Here is an 18090-nt window from a genome sequence, read left to right as displayed (position 1 = left end):
GCTAATTCTGACGATGTATATACAATACATCTAGATGATATGCACACATACACTATAGGAGCTGAACCTTATTGAACATTGTTGAAGCACTCGTTGCAGCGAGTCCGTATTTTAAAATTATGCTCAAAGAACACGATATCATGATTGCAGTAACCGATACGGAGAAGTTCTGGTATTATGTTCCCAGCAACGAGCTCGATCTGGGGATCAAGGCCGGAGATCCCGTTTCCCTCGATGACCCTACACTCCGCCGGGCACTTATACACGGAGAGACTTCAGCAAACCGAATTGATGCAAAATTCTATGGCACATCAATCAATTCGGCGGCCACCCCACTTCGGGATGAGCAAGGAAATATTGTGGGCACACTTGCCATTGGTTTCTCTCTTCAGAATGAGGAGAAACTGGAGTATTTCACTGAATTAATCGGCGGGATCAGCGGCAGATTGACGGATATGGTACAGACGGTAGCCGCTCAATCCGAACAATTGACAGCCTCATCTACACAGATTTTGGACAATACGCGTATGGCAGTGCAGAACTCAGGCGAGGTTAACAAAGTCGCCGCATTCATCCGTGAAATCTCAGAACAGACCAATCTACTCGGTCTGAACGCGGCTATCGAAGCAGCCCGGGCTGGCGAAGCCGGTGCCGGATTCAGCGTCGTTGCATCTGAAGTGCGCAAACTTTCTACAGGTACCAAAGAAGCCACGGTAAATATCGAACGTTCCTTGAAGGATGTCCAGCATTCCATCCAGCAGATGGAACAGGAGATCACTTCCATCTCACAGTCTAGCAACCAACAGGCTGTGATGGTAACCGAGTTCAGCGAGGTCATTGATCAGTTGAATAGCGTAAGCCGTGACCTGAAAGTGTTTATTGAATCCATGCTGCTGAAGGCAGAATAAATTCGAAACGATGACCCTTACTTAAATGATTAACCATATATAAAAGACGCAACACCGAAGCGTTATCAAGCACTACATGTTTCATATCAATAACCAGGTCAGCAGGCATCTATTGATAACCAAATTCAGCACCTACATAAAACTCCCCATGTGATTAACGTCACGGGGAGTTTTCTAATTCCAAACAAAATAAGCCACATCACGTCCTTCTATGCATAGATGAGTTTCCACAGCATCATAACGGCCAGCCCGACCATGACCACAGCGGACAATCGATTAAACACCAGACTGATGCGTCCAGTTCGATCCGTTCTCCCAATCACCCTACCCGCACCTGCAAGTCCCAGAAACCATATCCAAGATACAACTGCGGCTGTCAGGGCAAAATACATACGCTCCACGCCCACATACTGAAGTGAACTGGTGCCAATCACGGCAACCGTATCCAGTAGCGCATGGGGATTGAGTAGAGATACGGATGTAGCGAACGCAATCTGTCGTCCCGCTGACATTACCGTCTGCGAACCTTGCTCAGATTCGGACGACCTCCAGATACTCCATGCCATATACAGCAAAAACAAACTTCCTGCTGCATATAACACATTCGCCAGCACTGGCCATTGCAGCAGAATAAGCGATACTCCTCCAACGGCTGCCCCGATCAACAACGTATCACTGACACCTGCGGTTATTACAGCAGGCAGCGCATGTATATAACGTCTCTGGCTCATGCCCTGGTTAAAAATAAATACATTCTGCACACCCAGTGGCAAAATCAGCCCAAACGCCAGAATCACTGCGTGAATAACAACCTCCATCGTTCTTCCCCCTTATCTCTGTATTCCATCGTAGGACAGATAATGGCTGACGTAACCAACCACTTGGATGGCATCAGACCCAACCAAATGTTATAGTGTTCGTTACACAGACAAACGGAGGTGATTCTGCCTGTCATGGAACGTTTTGATTCCCGACTACACATGAGGTGGAAGCCAAATCCTTCTCTCGACCTGCCTTTATATCGCCAGATTGAAGCCTATATCCGCCACAAAATCACAACAGGTGAATGGTCGGCAGGCTACCGTCTTCCCTCACAGCGACTATGGGCTGAGTCCATGGGGGTAAACCGCAGTACATTGGTCACTGCCCTTGATAATCTGGCTGCCGCGGGTCTGCTTGAAGGCAGACATGGCGGGGGAACCTATATCTCCGGCTCCGGTTGGCATGGCATGGCTCACAGAGCGATGCCCAACTGGAATGAAGCCATTGAGGAGGGTTGGTACTATCCCAACCTGCCTGAGATCCAGCAGATTAATCAGGCAGAATTTCGGCCTGGCATCATACGTCTTGGTACAGGGGAGCTTGCCCCGGAGTTGATGCCTCAGGATGCTTTTAACGACATCCTGTATGACCTGTCCCAACGTTCTCGCACACTGAACTACCTGGAACCTCAGGGAAGTCTGGAGCTTCGTGAGGCTTTATCCGTTCATTTGCAGACAGCTGGCATTCAAGCCTCTCCAGATTCCATACTGATTGTATCCGGGTCTCTTCAGGCACTGCACTTGATCTCGGTTGGACTGCTCCCTCGCGGATCAGCGGTTCTGCTGGAAAAACCGTCGTACCTTTATTCCATTCACGCCTTTCAATCGGCAGGATTGAAAATGAGCGGAATTCCGATGGATGACGATGGATTGCACATTGCACGTCTGGAGGACGCAGCGCAGCATGTAAAAGATCAAGACCACATCTCGCTTCTCTATACGATCCCGAGCTTTCATAATCCCACTGGCTCTGTGATGAGTGATCAGCGCCGGGAAGAACTGATGACCACCGCTCAAACAATGGGCATCTCCATACTGGAGGATGCCGCCTATAGTGATCTGTGGCTGGATCAACCTCCTCCGTCATCGCTAAAAGCGCGTGACCAGGAAGGACGGGTGCTGCATATGGGCACCCTGTCGAAGGCAGTCAGTCCCGGCTTACGCCTCGGATGGCTGGTTGGGCCAGAGCCGGTCATACGCCGGCTCGCAGACATCAAGATGCAGACCGATTATGGTACCAGCTCACTCGCGCAAGAAGCCGCTGCCTTGTGGTTCGCAGAAGGACATCATGCAGAACATATGGAACGCCTTCGCCCTGAGTTACGCAGACGCAGAGACTTCATGCTGGATCTGTTGCAACGTCACTTTCATGGAATTGCGGAATGGAAAATACCTGCTGGCGGCTTTTATATCTGGCTGCAATTCACTGTGTCCCCTCTCTCTATCCGCCAATTGTTCCATACCTGTCTGGAGCAGGATGTGCTTATCCACCCGGGCTACCTATATGACCGACTGGATGCGAGTCACATTCGGCTGTCTTACGCCTATGCTTCTTCTGAGGAGATGGAGCGTGGACTACAATGCCTTGCAGAAGCTGTACACAGGCTCATGGACTCTGGCTCATGACTTCCATTGCTGGGTCCTGATTTCACAACAAAAAAACCTTGACCGAAAAGGACAATGTCCTTCAGATCAAGGCTTTTTGCGTTAGTTTTGTACATTTGGACGAATACCAAAAGCGGGTCGATACCAACAGCGCTCCGGGATTTCATCGTATCATCCTTCTATTCGCTATCCTTTTACAGCACCCTCTGCAATCCCCTCCATGATGAACTTCTGGAAGAACGCATAGATCAGGATAACCGGGATCGCAGTCAGAACCAAGGATGACAGAATCAAAGGCCATTCCTTGTTATATTCGCCAAACAACATGTTCGTGGACAGAATCAGCGTATACCGATTCACATCAGTCAACATGAGCAGTGGCAACAAGAAGTCATTCCAGATCCACAGGAAGTCCAGAATCGCGATGGTGACTGTGATTGGAAGCAAGAGCGGGAAGATAATCTGGAAGAATGTCTGGAACTCGTTACATCCATCAATCTGAGCCGATTCCTCCAATTCCCGCGGAATGGACTTCACAAATCCGTGATAGAGGAAGATGGCCATGTTCACACCAAGCCCGATATAGATTAAGGCCAATCCGTACGTGCTTCCCTGTACACCCATGCCTTTGGCTACCCGTGTCAGCGGAATCATGATCGAATGGAACGGCACCAGCATGGATGCCACAAACAGGAAGAAGATCAGATTGCTCAGTCGACCAGAGGTACGTGACAGCTTGTATCCAGCCAATGAGGCACAGAAGACGATTCCTCCGATCCCCAGAAAGGATACAATCGCGGAGTTCATCGAACTGCCCAACAGATTGATTTTGTTAAATGCGTCCGAATAATTCTCCCAGTGAAGCGTCGTCGGCAGTGCGATAAAGGATTGGAACATCTCTCCTTGTGTTTTAAAAGAGTTCACTACCGCCATGTAGATCGGCAGCATGGCCACAAGAGATCCCAAGATCAGCAGCAGGCGGATCAGATAACTGTTCAGTCGTTGCATCCTCATGCTTCCACCTCTTTCTTCTTCATGACGGTGATCTGGATGAGTGTGAAGATTAGAACGATGATGAACAGCACAACCGATTTTGCACTCGCATAGCCGTACCTGAAGTTATTGGAGAACGCTTCTTCATAGATGTTCATCGTGATAACCTGCGTCGCCCGGCCCGGTCCACCACCCGTCAGTCCATAGACCACTTCGAACACTTTAAATGCTCCGTTCAGCGTCAGGAAGAAACAGATGGTCACAGCATGAGTAATCATCGGCAGCACCACATTGCGCAGCACTTGGAACGCGTTGGCGCCATCAATGACAGCCGCTTCCTTGAGACTTTTTGGCACACCTTGGAGAGCGGCCAGATAGATGATCATCATATACCCCACACCGTTCCAGAGCGATACGATCAGAATGGAGTAAAATGAAAACTTCGGATCTCCCAGCCATTGCTGGTCCAAGAATGAAATGGCCAGTTTCTGTGCGAGCTGTGGCAGCACCTGAGAGAAGATGAATGTCCACATGAAGGCACTAATGATTGTACTGATCATGTTAGGCATGAAGAACAAGGTCCGGAATAGCCCTTTGCTGCGCGTCCGTGATTCGATCAACACGGCGAGCAACAAGGCAATTCCATTTTGCAGAATGAGCATAAATATTACATATTTCATCGTGAACCACAGGGAGTTCAGAAAGTCCGGATCTTCTTTGAACAATTCCACGAAGTTGCCCAGACCGATAAAGCTGTAATCCCGATTAAGTCCGTTCCAATCCGTTAGACTATAGAACATGCCACTAAACGTAGGGTACAGCAGGAAAATCGCATAGATGACAAAGGCAGGCGCAGTGAACGCGAGCAATGACAGATACTTCTTGAACACATTCGTAGCCATAGGTTCTCCCCCTTTTCACTCGAAGCGGATAATCGATTGTAAACGGGGGAACGAAGAACGTTCTGCCAGCCGTTTCATCTGCTTGGGCCTCGCAGCTCCTTACTTGTTGACTTTGTTGTAGGATTTCCACGCTTTGTCGAGCGCATCGATAACCTGCTGTTGATTTAATTGCCCGGAGTAGTAGCCTTGTAACGCTTTGCCTGATTCATCTTTAACTGCTTGAGGGATAGAAGGGTCCTGATAGGCTTTGCCTTCGTTTACATATTTCAGGGCATCGTCTACCCATGGGAAGCTCTTGAAGTCATGGATCTTGGCAACCGGATTGAATTTGAGTGCTTCGTAGAATGCACTTGAATCCTTATCATCAAGAATGTAGTTCACGAAATCGAGTGCCACTTCTTTATTCTTGCTGGATGACGATACTGCCAGTGAAGTGGACGTACTCAGATTGATTTTAGTATCATCCGGGTTATCATTGATCGGCATCGGTGCCACACCAAAGTTCAGGTCCGGGTTGGATTTCAGAATTGTCTCGGCAAACCATGGTCCCTGAATCCACATCGCTGCGCTTCCTGAAGCGAAGGCTGCTGAACCATCATCTCCGCCGACTTCCAGCGCTTTCTCTGTACCATTCGCATTGACCAGATCGAAGATATCGAACAACGCTTTCATATCCGAGAAGGAGCCTTGATCCTGATTCATCTTGTCGATGAAGTCTTTGTGCTCCGACTGTGTTAAAGCCCCCACAGTGAGCGGCAGGAATAATTGCGGAATCCAGGATTCTTTGTAGGACAGTTCAAACGGTGTGATGTTGGCTGCTTTCAGTTTCTCCACGACCGCCTTCATTTCTGTTAACGTTGTTGGTACTTCCAGCCCTTGCTCTTCGAAGATATCCTTGTTGTACAGATAGCCCCATGATAACGTTTCCAATGGAACAGCTACGACTTTGCCCTCCGCATTGGTTACGGAAGGTTTCACCGAATCCAGTAATTTATCGACAAAAGGTTGATCCGACAGATCTTCCAGATAACCCGCTTTGCTGAACGGTGGAATCTCATTGACTGCATGCAGGGCGAACACATCCGGTGCATCATTGGAGGCGAGACGTGTCTTCAGAATCTGAGGTGCATTGTCTGCTGGCGGCATCTCCAGTTGCACGTTCACCTCAATGTTTTTCTCTGCTTTCTCCTTGGCTTTGAACTGTTCTATATATTTATCGTAGTGTTCTTTCAGCCGAGGTTGTGCAACGAATACTTTGAGGGACACCGTGCTGCCTGATGCCGATTCTTCCTGCCCATTGTCCGTTCCTGCATTGGAACCGCAACCTGCGAGCAGAACACTGACCAGTACCGCACTTGCTACGCTTTTCCATACTTTCATCTCTTATGACCTCCCGGTGTGTGACTGGTTTGTCTTTCATAGGCTCATTATATATCAGAAAATGAAAGCGCTTCATTGGACAAAATTAGACTTGTGTATTGGATTATTTTAAACCTTAATCCAGCCCAAAGGGCTTTCTTGGACGGCTCATTGCGTGCCACTGCCTGAATTGCCTGGCATACGCGATAGTCCCTTGCGCATCTCCCCCGGTGAAACTCCGAAATGTTTCTTGAATACCCGATAGAAGTAGGACACATCCTCATACCCCGCCATCTCGGCAATATGTTTGAACGGAATCTGATCATCCATCACCCATTCCTTCGCTCGTGTCATGCGTAACTGGACGACATAATCGGTCACATTCACCTCATACTCTTTCTTGAATACCTTGCTGAGATATTCCTTGCTGACAAAAAAGATCTGGGCGAGCTGCTCCAGCGTAACCATCTCCATACAGTGCTGCTCCATGTATTGCTTCACTTCCTCCAGGTTCAGCTTGTTCTTGAATTTGCGCTGCGCAATGAGTTGCTCGAGAGCCTGGTAATATGGGGCGGATATCCAGGCAATTGTGGATTCTATGGAAGCCAGCGCTGTTGAAGGGGGTAACACCGTTGCTTCACCCCGCTCGTACAATCCATTGGAGACACAGAGTTCATCCAGCAAAGCCTGTAGTTCATAGGCCACTCGTCCAAGCTGCCGGGGTCTGTTAATCTCGCTGCGTTCCAGCTTCTGCTGCAGTTGCTGGAACCATTCCCGCAGACTTTGAATGTTCAGGTCATTAAACCGCAAACGAGCCTGCTGTTGAAACAAAGAAAAATCACCAGCAAAGGAAGGCGGATACGCTTCCCATGATTCCGGCGCAGATTGAACCTTTTCCAATTCTTTGGCACATTTGGCTAGTACACCATTCAGTTCATCCGGATTCACCGGTTTGAGCAGATAATCCGCAGCCCGATGGCGGATCGCATGTTTGGCATAATTGAAGTCATCATACCCGCTCACCACGATCACCTTGATCTGTGGGTACTGTCCGCTCAGCGTCTGTAGCAGCTCCACACCGTCTGTGCCGGGCATGCGCATGTCCGTAATGATAATGTGAGGCTGATGCTGCTTGACCAGTTGTATGGCCTGCTCACCATCCTCTGCTTCACCTGCAACCGTCATTCCGAGTTCACTCCAATTCCCCAGGTTGCGCAAAATATCCCGGTTCCACGGTTCATCATCCACCAGCAGTACTCTGTACAGTTCCTTGTTCACAAGGCTTCGCCTCCTGTATTGCAGGGAATTCGTACTGTAACACTCGTCCCCTGTCCGTATTCACTTTCCATGCTCATCCCGTATTCAGGTCCAAAATGCATTACCATTCGTGAGGCTGCATTAACCAGTCCAATACTCGTCCCTGAACTCCATACCCGATCAGCCTCCCAGGTAAGTCGCTCCAGCCTGGACTGCATCTCCGCTAGTTTCTCAGCATCCATACCCACACCGTTATCACGAATTCGAATCGTTACCTCTTTAGGTTCACAGACGACCTCAATGCCCAGCTTCCACTCCCCCGGTTTCTTCTCCAGACCATGCAAAAATGCATTCTCCACAATGGGTTGCAAAGACAACTTGGGAATATAACACGCCCGAAGTTCTCCGGTAATCTCCAGTGTATATTCAAGCTTGCCCCCAAAACGCTGCTTCTGAATGAGCATATAATGTTCCAACTGATCGAGTTCAGACTGTAAAGGGACAAGTCCATCCGGCGCTCTCACAATATAACGAAACATCTCGCTCAAGGCTCGAATGACTTTATAACTGTCTGCCGGTTTTTGCGAGTAGACCATGCCGCCAATCATCTGCAACGTATTTTGCAGGAAATGCGGATGGATCTGGGATTGCAGAGCTTTGAGCTCCGCCGTCTGCTTCTCCAGATTCATCAGGTAGTTGTCCCGAATGTGTTCCCGTATACGGCTTGACATGCCATGCAGATTTTTCTCCAACAGACCAATTTCATCCACCCGGCCGCTTCGTACCACTTCTCTGTCCTTAATCAACTGAATACCCTTCATGGAATTGGCCAGTCTGACAATGGGCTTCGATGTACGCCAGGCCACGAGCGCAGCTATTCCCACAGAAATGACGGTTGCCAGGCCACCTACAACCAGTCCGTATTTCATCGTTTCCAAGGCACTCTCGTTAATCATATGGGCAGGTACAATCTTGATCACACGCAGTCCTGACGGGTCGATGGAATGATAGAATACGTATTCCTTGGCTGTACGGATGAAACCGGATCTTTCTTTGGCGCCTGCCAATTGTGCCAATGCTTCAGCGGACGGCTGGATGTTTTGATTCGGCTGATAGACCGGGTTGCCCGCACTGTCGGCGATGTATACTGCATAATCCCCCCTGCTATCCAGCAGCTCCAGGGTCTGATTGAACTCAGCCCACTTGACCTCCAGACTGATGGCGCCGATCTGTGCCTGATCCTCGAAGCGATTCATGCTGCGAGTCATGTGAAACTTTTGCGGATCGTCCGGATCATTGATAATTGTAAAATCTTTATGTTGTGCAAAAAGCTCATGATACCCTTCCGGGATTTCCGATACCGTTTTGATGCGAGAATCCATGGAGTTGAAGGTGAACAAGGTGTCCAGTTCCTTCAGATACAGTTCAACGCCAAACACATAATTGCCGGCAGAATAGTATACACTGTTCAGCATATTGAACATGGCCTTCTGTTCGTCAAATCGGCTGGCTGCTGGCGCTTCCTGATTCAACGCCAGATACTGATGCAATTCGTCACTGATCTGAATCGAATAGATAATATTGTTCATGCGAGCGAACTGTTCGCCCAGATAGATGGAGGCCCAGTTCACATTGGCACGGTTGGTCTCCATAATCTCCTCTTCCATGGAAGAGCGGGTATTCTCAGCTGCCATAGCGGTCATGGCAATGACGGGTAGAACAGCCAGCAGCGTCATGGTAAGAATCAATTTATTACGAATGCTGCGTTTGAAAGGATCTGTCAGCTTCCGATAACATTCAGTAAACACAGCGCATCCACTCCTGAGCTAAAATAGACAAACGCCCCAGCATGGAAGCCGAGGGCGCTTTGGTCTTGATATTCATTTTGGTAATTATTATTTCCTATTATTGTTCGATAATCCGTACGCCCCATGGCTCCAGTTCGATCTTCTCTCCCGCAGCAATCGGAATTCCTTCCAGAAGTTCGGTCCCTTCCCCATAGGCATTCACGAAGGATGTTGCCTCATCCGCATAATTGAAATAGTAGCGAATCGTACTTCCCTGATCGTTCACACCTGTCTTCACAATGATTGGAAAAGCCAGTTCCTGCTCAGCTCCCCATACACCCGCTTCCTTCATGACACGTTCCAGTACCTTACGGATCACAGCAGAACTGGTGTAACAGCCGACATAGGTTGCTTTGCCTTTTCCATAGGCATTCTGGGTAATTGCCGCATATTCACCCCAATGTGGATGATCATACCAAGCAAGTACTTCAGCCGTTGTCGGTGTAATTAATTCCATCCAGGTGTGGATCTGATTCTGCTCTTCACCAACCCCAAATGGATCATCCCGCAGCGAAACATGTTTTGGCTCTACAAAAAGGTTATAGCTGATTCCGCATGCCTCACTGATTAGGCCAGGCTGGCAGCTAGAGCGTACCTTGATATGCTCATTTGCAAAGCCGCTCTTGAACGAGTAGACGATATGTCCGCCATCCTGTACGAATTGATTCAATTTTTCCAGCAACGCATCCGATGCAGCATACAGAGCAGGTACAACGAGCACGTCATACGCCGCATAATTCTCAACAGACGGGTCGATCAGGTCACAGCCAATATTCATTTTATATAATTCATCGTACATCCAGCGAACCACATCATTATAATTCTTGTCACTGGTGAAGTTAAACCCAAACCACTTGATTGATGTCAGCGCCTCATTGCTGAACAGCACAGCCACCCGATTCTTTTTCTTCAGATTAACGAGCTTTGGACTCAGACGGGCAAAATCCCTGCCAATGGTCTTCGCTTCGTTGTACACCGGATTCGGTTCAAAGTCATGACTGAGCAATCCTTTCCAATACGTCTCGAACGAATTATGCAACGAATGCCAGTGCCAGTAGGCGACCATGTTCGCTCCGGATGCCAGATGACTGAATGCCTGCAACCGAAGTTGTCCCGGATAGGGAACCCAATGCCAGAATGCCTGCGCTTCGGTCTCCAGTACTAGATAATTCGATTGTTTGGTAGAACGCGCCACATCCCCGCCGAATGAAATCTCAATGCCTGTCAGATCATCCTGGGAAGGATGGTAGATATCCACACTGGTGATGTCAAAAGGTTTCGATGCGGCAAAATGATCCACATCCCCTTGAATGCCGTAGGAATATCCACGCCAATCGAAATCAAAGTTCTGGGTAACAAACTGTCCTTCCTGTTTGTATTCATTCACGATCCCCACTTGCCAAGCCAAAAAGTTGGTTACCAGCTGCCGCTGGAACTTGGCAAACTCAGCACCCAGACTACCGTTAATCGTTCCTACAACAGACGGGAAGTCTTCCCAGCTATTGATCCGATTACTCCAGTAATCGAGGCCAAATTCCTTGTTAAGCTCATCCAGAGAGCTGAACTTGTTCCGCATATATTTGACGAATTGCAATTGTACATTATCTCCGGCCGTATTGTAATGTTTCGTCTCGTTATCCGTCTGATAACCGATGACCGCTGGATGTGTGCTTACCCGAGAGATCAGCTTGCGGATGATCCGCTCGGCATAGAATAGATAGGTTGGATGTGTAATATCCATGATCTGTCTTGCACCATATTTACCAGGTCCCTGTGAGGTAGTAGCCAGCACGTCTGGATGTTCCTTGACCATCCACGTTGGAACAGCATACGTTGGTGTTCCAACGATGACCTGAATCCCCGCTTCATGCATGGCGTCCAGCACACGGTCTACCGAAGAGAAGTCAAATACGCCATTCTGCGGTTCATGAGTACTCCAGGTTGATTCTGCAATGCGGACTACGTTGATCCCTGCATCCTTCATCATCTGAATGTCCTTGTCCAATCTTTCATAAGGCATATATTCATCATAGTAGGCCACACCATATAATAATTTGTCCATGATTTAATCTCCTTTTTAAGTGGAAAATATAATGATCTTGACGTGTGCAAGAGTTGACATATTCCAAGCCTTAATGGTAGCGTTTACATTATTATCGGTTGAAGAACTTGGATTGTTCAGTAACCTCTTCAAACGCTGATATGTTCCATGGACTATCCATGCTCGCGTTAAACTGATTATAATGAAGTATACTAAGGGTGCCGATTGTATAAGGCGAGTTGTTTTTACCCTTTTCCGAGGTGAATGTTATGGATATCCGATCACAGCTCCGAGAAATGCCTCACCATACGCTGGCCCACTGGCTGCCTATTATCGACTCCAACATCAAATTCTATGGTGCGCACAGCCAACAAGTACCCCATGGATGGGCGATGCCGGAGGAATCACATCCGGGTTTTGAGATTATGTTGATCATCCAAGGTACTCAGGAGAGTGTGATTCATGGTTATACCTATACCGTGGAGGAAGGTTCCATTCTTCTCATTCCTCCCGGGTTCAAACATACGAATCAATGTGTATCGACGGAAGGCATGACTTATTTTAGCGCTCACTTTAATGTGGATGATCCGGTCTTTACCCTGAAGCTAATGTCACAGCATAGCCAAATCTACGCAGCAGGTACGGCCGTTAATCGGAAGATGCGCGTTGTGCTGGAGAGTTGGATGAGCATGATTAATGTATCCGAAGCCTACACATCCACGGACAAAATGATCATGCAGGCACGCATGTTTGAACTGTTCGCCCTGTTGTCCCAGGCCGCTGACAATGAACCGGAATCCACAACTTCCGTTGCTGCTTCACATGCACCAGCTCCAACAGCCATGCATTATGCGGGAGCTATAGCGGAGGCAATCAAGCAGGCATTCCATGCCCAGCTTCGAACCAAGGAAAGCAGTGTATCCACGGTCAAAGTAGAGCAGATTATATCCTCGTTTGGCATCAGCCCGGGATATGGTCTACAGGTCTTTCGCAAGGTGTACGGGCGATCACCCAGGGCTTACCTGTCCAGCTTGAAATTGCAGGAGGCCAAGGTACTGATCGAACAGCCTGAGCTGTCGCTCGGGGAAATTGCGTGGAAGCTCGGCTACACCCATCTGTCCCATTTCAGCAGACAATTCAAACGTTGGACAGGCCAGAGCCCGCTTCAATACCGCAACCATCATGCAGATGAATCAGGTGATCCTGTATCCTATAGATCTGAATCAAGTCCGGAATCTTGATTGCGTATACGCTCATACTCTTCCGGCGTGTTCATATTACTCATTTGCATCGCTACTTGATGGACACCTGCGCTCTCAAGCTCTTCCACTTCCACATAGCGGCAACCGATCTCTTCAAGCCATCGCATGACTCGAAGATGATCCTGATTCAGACGCTGCTCCAGATCAGGGAGCACTCGCTTGTGGTAGGCCCCTGCAAGAGGGTGGACATGTCCATCCACGCGTGGAACGATAGCAGAATATGAGTTATGCGATTCAACCAGCTTTTTTATTCCATCGAAAAAAGACGTTTGCAGGAGCGGCATGTCGCAAGCGCATACCAGATTCCAATCTGTATCGGAAGCTTCCAGCGCCGCGTGAAGACCGGCGAGTGGCCCCTTCCCCGGATAGTGATCCTGAACGCAGTCGTAGTCCATTGCACTGTAGGTTGTCACATGGGGTCCGGCAGCCACGATGATACGCGATACTGCGGGTCTCAAGGCCTTTGTGACATGTTGCAGTACAGCAGAACCGTTTAGTTCCAGCATGGCCTTGTTGGTCCCCATGCGGCTGGATAAACCTCCTGCCAATATGATGCCTGTCCATTCCCTTGAGTTCATGTTGGCTTGTTCCCTCCTGGTAACGATATGAGCTTGTTATATCAATGGATCAACTTTTTCTATAGATTGAATCCCCTTTCAACAAATGATACATTGAACAATATGCATTTGAAAGGAATGGCTTAATTGGACAGACCTGTACCTTCAAAAGGTAATCCCTCATTGGGATCTCTGAAACTATATAACTTTTTCATATATGGCGCCATCTCCATCTTTGCCGGATTCCTGCAGTTATATCTGCAAGAGATTGGCATGACCAAACTGGAGATTGGCAGTCTGATGGCGATTGGACCTTTTGTCTCCTTGTTCGCCAACCCGTTCTGGGGTTTCTGGAGCGATAAATCCCGCAATATTCGCATCATTCTGATGATCATGATGGGAGGCACTTTTGTGCTCGCCCAAGGTGTATTCTATGCGCCCAGTTATACATGGATCTATGTAGCCATGATCTTTTTTTATTTTTTTCAAAGCCCATTATTCGCTCAAACCAATAGCCTGATTCTCGGATATATCGATGGCACAACCCAGAAGTTTGGATCATTCCGGCTCTGGGGTTCACTCGGTTGGGCACTGACTGCCGTTGCAGCCGGTCCGCTCATTGACCGTTTTGGTATCGGCAGTGTATCCATTATCTTTGCGTGCATGATTACTGTCGCCTTCGTGTTATCCGTGTTCCTGCCCAGACAGCCTATTGCTTCAGATACACCCGTGGTGACTTTTCGGCGGTTTGGCAAAGTCATGTTCAATCCGTATTTCATGACATTTATCGGTCTCGGTGTACTGGTCTCGGTACCCAATGCCATGAACAGTACATTTATGTCCTTATATATTGTAGAGATGGGTGGCGACAAACAGATGGTCGGCTGGGCCATCTTCACCTCATCCATTCTCGAAGTCGGTGTATTCCTGCTGCTCGACCGCTTGCTCAAACGCAAAATGAGTATGCTTCTGGCCTCTCTCATCCTGATCAGTCTGCTGTTTGCACTGCGCTGGCAGCTTATGGCACTGGCCAGCAACCCGATGGAGATTGTATTCATTCAGCTGATGCATTCCATCACGTTCGGTGGGTACTTCTATGTAGGCACACAACTGACCATGCTGTTCATTCCAAGACCCTATCGTTCCTCCGGTCAAGCGGTCTATACGATGGCCTGGGGCGGTCTCTCAGGGGTTATTGCGGGTCTGTTCGGCGGCTGGCTGTTCCAGAACTTCGGGGCGGAAGTCATGTACAGTATTGGCGTATTCTTCTCGCTCATCGGTGCTGTTGGATTCAGCATCATGTGGTTGTCAAACCGCCGTAACGGCTATCAGCCGGTTGTGTTGACGGAGATGGGCAATATGGATGAGGAGAGATAATCTTTTGTTAGAAAAATTGAAAGATTGATTTACACAAGAGCACTACGATGACAGAAGAATCTTTCGATCGCTGTTATCCCCGGATTTTTTTGATTCCCTTTTCAAAGGGTAAAATCCAGGGATAAAGGCGAACACTCCGCTTCTCCAGCTTTCTTCTGTCCTCTCCGTTATCGTGCAAATTAACGTTCAAACATTCAAACAAAAGATTATGGATAGTAGTAGTAAAGAAGAACAGAGAAAGGGGCGCTCTCGACTTAATGCCCTTCACCTTGTACAGTTCCAGACTGAACTGTACCCATTACAACTTAATAGTGGCAAGATACATTAGTAGTTCCTAGTTTGTACTCTGATCCAGTCCTCCCTGTATCTCAAACTAACTTTACAACAGGCAATATAACTTATCCCGAGCTTTATCCCGGTTCTCATAACTCCCCCTCATCAAGTGCTTCATCTATACTCTCAACACAGCCCTGCTTCTAATGTTAACGAACCTTAGACTCCTTATTTGCAGTAATTTCACCTAATGCTAAAGCTAAGGAATCTCAGTCACGTTATATCGCATAAAAGACACTAAAAATCTCGAAAAGACAGGATAAATGAGGAAATAAGGTGTCTACGATTCGTTACGTTGCTGGAATGCCGAAATAAGCTTTAATAGCATGTCCTCGGTTCGTTAGATTCTTGCCTCACACGCACATCCACCACTTCAACTCATGTTCATGCTCATGCCATATTATATACTCGGTCTAAAACTAACCTAACTATATGTTGAAAAACAAAAGGGCATCCTTCGCCATGATCATGACAAAGGATGCCCTTGCTTTAACATATCATTTGTCTGCTTGCCAGCACTCCGATGAACAGAGCTTAAGCTGATTCATCGAGCTTATGCCTTCGGCAGTTGGAATGAGCTTTTCAGAGATACGACCCGGTTAAATACCGGACGTCCTGGCTCGGAATGTTTCGGATCTACGCTGAAATAACCGTGACGGAAGAATTGGAACTTGTCCTGAGCGTTCGCTTCCTTCATCTCTTGTTCCACATACCCGTGAACAACCTCAAGGGAGTTCGGGTTCAGTTGATCCAGGAACGTTTTCTCCGGTTGCTCTTCCACAACCTCCGTTTCAGCCCCAGCTACAGCCACTTCAACCTCAGCTTCTGGTGCTTCATCCAGGATCAAAGGCTCATACAGACGGAATTCAGCAGGTACCGCTTGAGTCGCTTCTACCCAATGGATTGTACCTTTAACTTTACGGCCAGTGAAGCCACTACCGCTCTTCGTCTCCACATCATAGGTACAATGAATCTCGATCACATTGCCTTCTGCATCCTTGATTACATCGTTACATTTGATAAAGTATGCATGTTTCAGACGAACTTCGTTGCCAGGGAACAAACGGAAGTATTTATTCGGCGGATTTTCCATGAAATCGTCTTGTTCGATATAAATCTCACGAGAGAACGGAATTTGGCGATTCCCCATCTCCGGGTTCTCCACATTGTTCTCTGCTTCGAGCCATTCCACTTGCCCTTCCGGGTAGTTGGTAATAACCACTTTGAGCGGGTGCAGGACAGCCATCGTGCGTGGAGCTTTCAGTTTCAGGTCTTCACGTACAAAGTGCTCCAGCGTTTGCAGGTCGATGACCCCTTGGCTCTTGGAAATGCCTGTCTCGAATACAAAATCACGAATGGCTTCCGGCGTATATCCCCGGCGGCGCAGACCCGAAATGGTCGGCATACGAGGATCATCCCAACCATCCACATGGCCTTCGTCCACGAGCAGCTTCAGCTTCCGCTTGCTGGTCACCATCTGGGACAGGTTCAGGCGGCCAAATTCGTATTGACGCGGTTGGCTCTCCATCTCACATTCCGCAATAACCCAATCGTAGAATGGACGTTGGTCCTCGAACTCCAGGGAGCAGAGGGAGTGTGTTACACCTTCAATGGCATCTTCGAGCGGGTGAGCGAAAGCGTACATCGGATAGATGCACCATTTGTCGCCCGTGTTATGATGATGTGCATGTGAAATCCGGTAAATTACCGGATCGCGCAGGTTGATATTCGGTGCAGACATATCGATCTTGGCACGCAGCACTTTCTCCCCGTTCTTGAATTCGCCTGCACGCATACGAGTGAACAGGTCGAGATTCTCTTCCACCGAACGATCACGGTACGGGCTGTTCTTGCCCGGCTCTGTCAGCGTTCCGCGCATTTGACGAATTTCGTCGGCGCTTTGGTCGTCGATATAGGCTTTACCTTTTTTAATTAACAAGACCGCACGGTTGTACATCTCATCAAAATAATCCGAGGCAAAACGTTTCTCGTTCCACTCGTATCCGAGCCATTTCACATCTTCCTGAATCGATTGAACGTACTCTACATCTTCCTTGACCGGGTTCGTGTCATCAAAGCGCAAGTTCGTTTTGCCGCCAAATTCGCCGCCCAGCGTAAAGTTAATCCAGATCGCCTTGGCATGGCCGATATGCAGATAACCGTTCGGTTCCGGAGGAAAACGGGTAATAACTTCCTGGACTTTCCCTGACCGGAGATCTTCGGTAATAATATTTTTGATAAAGTTAGGTGGGGTTGTACGATTGTCCACAGGTATCAAACCTTTCATGAATTGATTGGAACTTTCAGTAATTGCAACGCGTTTCATTTAAATATACCTTTAACGGGGGAGGAGTTCAATAAAGAAGGCACCAAAGTCAGGTACAGCCGTGCATAAATAGGCCCAAAACCATTTTGACGGGTTCGCTCGAATCATGTAGCATGATAGTAAAATAAAATTAAAGGGAGGGTTTCCCATCACATCAAATTCGCTTAAACTGACCAAAGAACAGCAGGATGAAGCCATTCGTACCATCCAGTCGTATTTCGAAGAGGAACGTGGCGAAGAACTGGGTGATCTGGCCGCTTGGGGTGTCCTCGACCTGTTCATGACACAGCTCGCTCCCTACATATATAATCAGGCACTCCGTGACGCGCGCACAACGGTCAATCAACGCATGGCATCGATGGAAGAAGACCTGTTTGCACTGGAACAAAAGTTACCCAAGACTTCCCGTTAATTCACTACAAACACGTGTTCAAAAAAATCTGGTTTTCAGTACCGAGAAGATGGAATGAAGCTAGAAATGGAGTAGCGGAGCGTAGATAGA

The 18090-nt window shown here is 48.2% G+C and carries 14 protein-coding genes; 5 read left to right on the top strand and 9 right to left on the bottom strand.

Annotated elements, in window-relative coordinates:
- Positions 1-71 precede the first annotated feature (71 nt).
- Complete coding sequence (locus ACX9NY_RS26285) at positions 72-908, top strand: methyl-accepting chemotaxis protein (protein WP_301290204.1); 837 nt, start codon at positions 72-74, stop codon at positions 906-908.
- Positions 909-1117: 209 nt separating this feature from the next.
- Here ACX9NY_RS26285 and ACX9NY_RS26280 read toward each other — a convergent pair whose 3' ends face one another.
- Positions 1118-1726: a LysE/ArgO family amino acid transporter gene (locus tag ACX9NY_RS26280; RefSeq protein WP_339238278.1), complete on the bottom strand. Its 609-nt coding sequence runs from the start codon at positions 1724-1726 to the stop codon at positions 1118-1120.
- 135 nt (positions 1727-1861) lie between these two features.
- Here ACX9NY_RS26280 and ACX9NY_RS26275 point away from each other — a divergent pair, with 135 nt between their 5' ends.
- Positions 1862-3355, top strand: a complete 1494-nt coding sequence (locus ACX9NY_RS26275) for an aminotransferase-like domain-containing protein (RefSeq protein ID WP_472475981.1) — start codon at positions 1862-1864, stop codon at positions 3353-3355.
- 165 nt (positions 3356-3520) lie between these two features.
- Here the strand turns inward: ACX9NY_RS26275 and ACX9NY_RS26270 are convergent, their stop codons facing one another.
- The 6 genes from ACX9NY_RS26270 to ACX9NY_RS26245 all read right to left on the bottom strand — a co-directional run bounded on the left by ACX9NY_RS26270 (position 3521) and on the right by ACX9NY_RS26245 (position 11754).
- On the bottom strand, positions 3521-4348 hold the full coding sequence (locus ACX9NY_RS26270) for a carbohydrate ABC transporter permease (protein ID WP_062836914.1): 828 nt from the start codon (positions 4346-4348) through the stop codon (positions 3521-3523).
- Positions 4345-5229 carry a carbohydrate ABC transporter permease gene (locus ACX9NY_RS26265; RefSeq protein WP_124116573.1) on the bottom strand — a complete coding sequence of 295 codons (885 nt, stop codon included), beginning with the start codon at positions 5227-5229 and terminating at the stop codon, positions 4345-4347. The genes ACX9NY_RS26270 and ACX9NY_RS26265 overlap by 4 nt, the downstream gene beginning before the upstream one ends.
- Positions 5230-5328: 99 nt before the next feature.
- Positions 5329-6609, bottom strand: coding sequence for an ABC transporter substrate-binding protein (locus ACX9NY_RS26260; RefSeq protein ID WP_472475978.1), 1281 nt, complete (start codon positions 6607-6609; stop codon positions 5329-5331).
- A gap of 147 nt (positions 6610-6756) precedes the next feature.
- Positions 6757-7866, bottom strand: a complete 1110-nt coding sequence (locus ACX9NY_RS26255) for a response regulator transcription factor (protein WP_472475976.1) — start codon at positions 7864-7866, stop codon at positions 6757-6759.
- Positions 7863-9653, bottom strand: coding sequence for a sensor histidine kinase (locus tag ACX9NY_RS26250; protein ID WP_472475974.1), 1791 nt, complete (start codon positions 9651-9653; stop codon positions 7863-7865). Before ACX9NY_RS26250 ends, ACX9NY_RS26255 begins: the two co-directional genes overlap by 4 nt.
- A gap of 97 nt (positions 9654-9750) precedes the next feature.
- Positions 9751-11754 (bottom strand): beta-galactosidase, encoded by a 2004-nt coding sequence (locus ACX9NY_RS26245; RefSeq protein WP_472475972.1) that lies wholly within the window; start codon positions 11752-11754, stop codon positions 9751-9753.
- 248 nt (positions 11755-12002) lie between these two features.
- On the opposite strand from ACX9NY_RS26245, the gene ACX9NY_RS26240 reads away from it, so the two are divergent.
- A complete protein-coding gene (locus ACX9NY_RS26240) occupies positions 12003-12974 on the top strand; it encodes a helix-turn-helix domain-containing protein (RefSeq protein WP_472475970.1) in 972 nt (323 codons plus the stop codon).
- Here the strand turns inward: ACX9NY_RS26240 and mobA are convergent.
- Positions 12944-13573: a molybdenum cofactor guanylyltransferase gene (gene mobA / locus ACX9NY_RS26235; RefSeq protein ID WP_472475968.1), complete on the bottom strand. Its 630-nt coding sequence runs from the start codon at positions 13571-13573 to the stop codon at positions 12944-12946. The genes ACX9NY_RS26240 and mobA overlap by 31 nt on opposite strands.
- A gap of 126 nt (positions 13574-13699) precedes the next feature.
- Here mobA and ACX9NY_RS26230 point away from each other — a divergent pair, with 126 nt between their 5' ends.
- Positions 13700-14929, top strand: coding sequence for an MFS transporter (locus ACX9NY_RS26230; RefSeq protein WP_472475966.1), 1230 nt, complete (start codon positions 13700-13702; stop codon positions 14927-14929).
- An 886-nt stretch (positions 14930-15815) separates the two neighbouring features.
- On the opposite strand, the gene ACX9NY_RS26225 is transcribed toward ACX9NY_RS26230, so the two are convergent.
- Entirely contained in the window at positions 15816-17549 is a 1734-nt protein-coding gene (locus tag ACX9NY_RS26225; protein WP_472479412.1) for a glutamine--tRNA ligase/YqeY domain fusion protein, read from the bottom strand.
- Positions 17550-17712: 163 nt separating this feature from the next.
- Between ACX9NY_RS26225 and ACX9NY_RS26220 the strand changes: the two genes are divergently transcribed.
- Positions 17713-18000 (top strand): DUF2164 domain-containing protein, encoded by a 288-nt coding sequence (locus tag ACX9NY_RS26220; protein ID WP_472479410.1) that lies wholly within the window; start codon positions 17713-17715, stop codon positions 17998-18000.
- Positions 18001-18090: the final 90 nt, after the last annotated feature.

The sequence above is a fragment of the Paenibacillus sp. CB74 genome (assembly GCF_055687625.1).
Note: the sequence above shows the minus strand (reverse complement) of the source record. Positions and strands in the feature narration are given on the sequence as shown.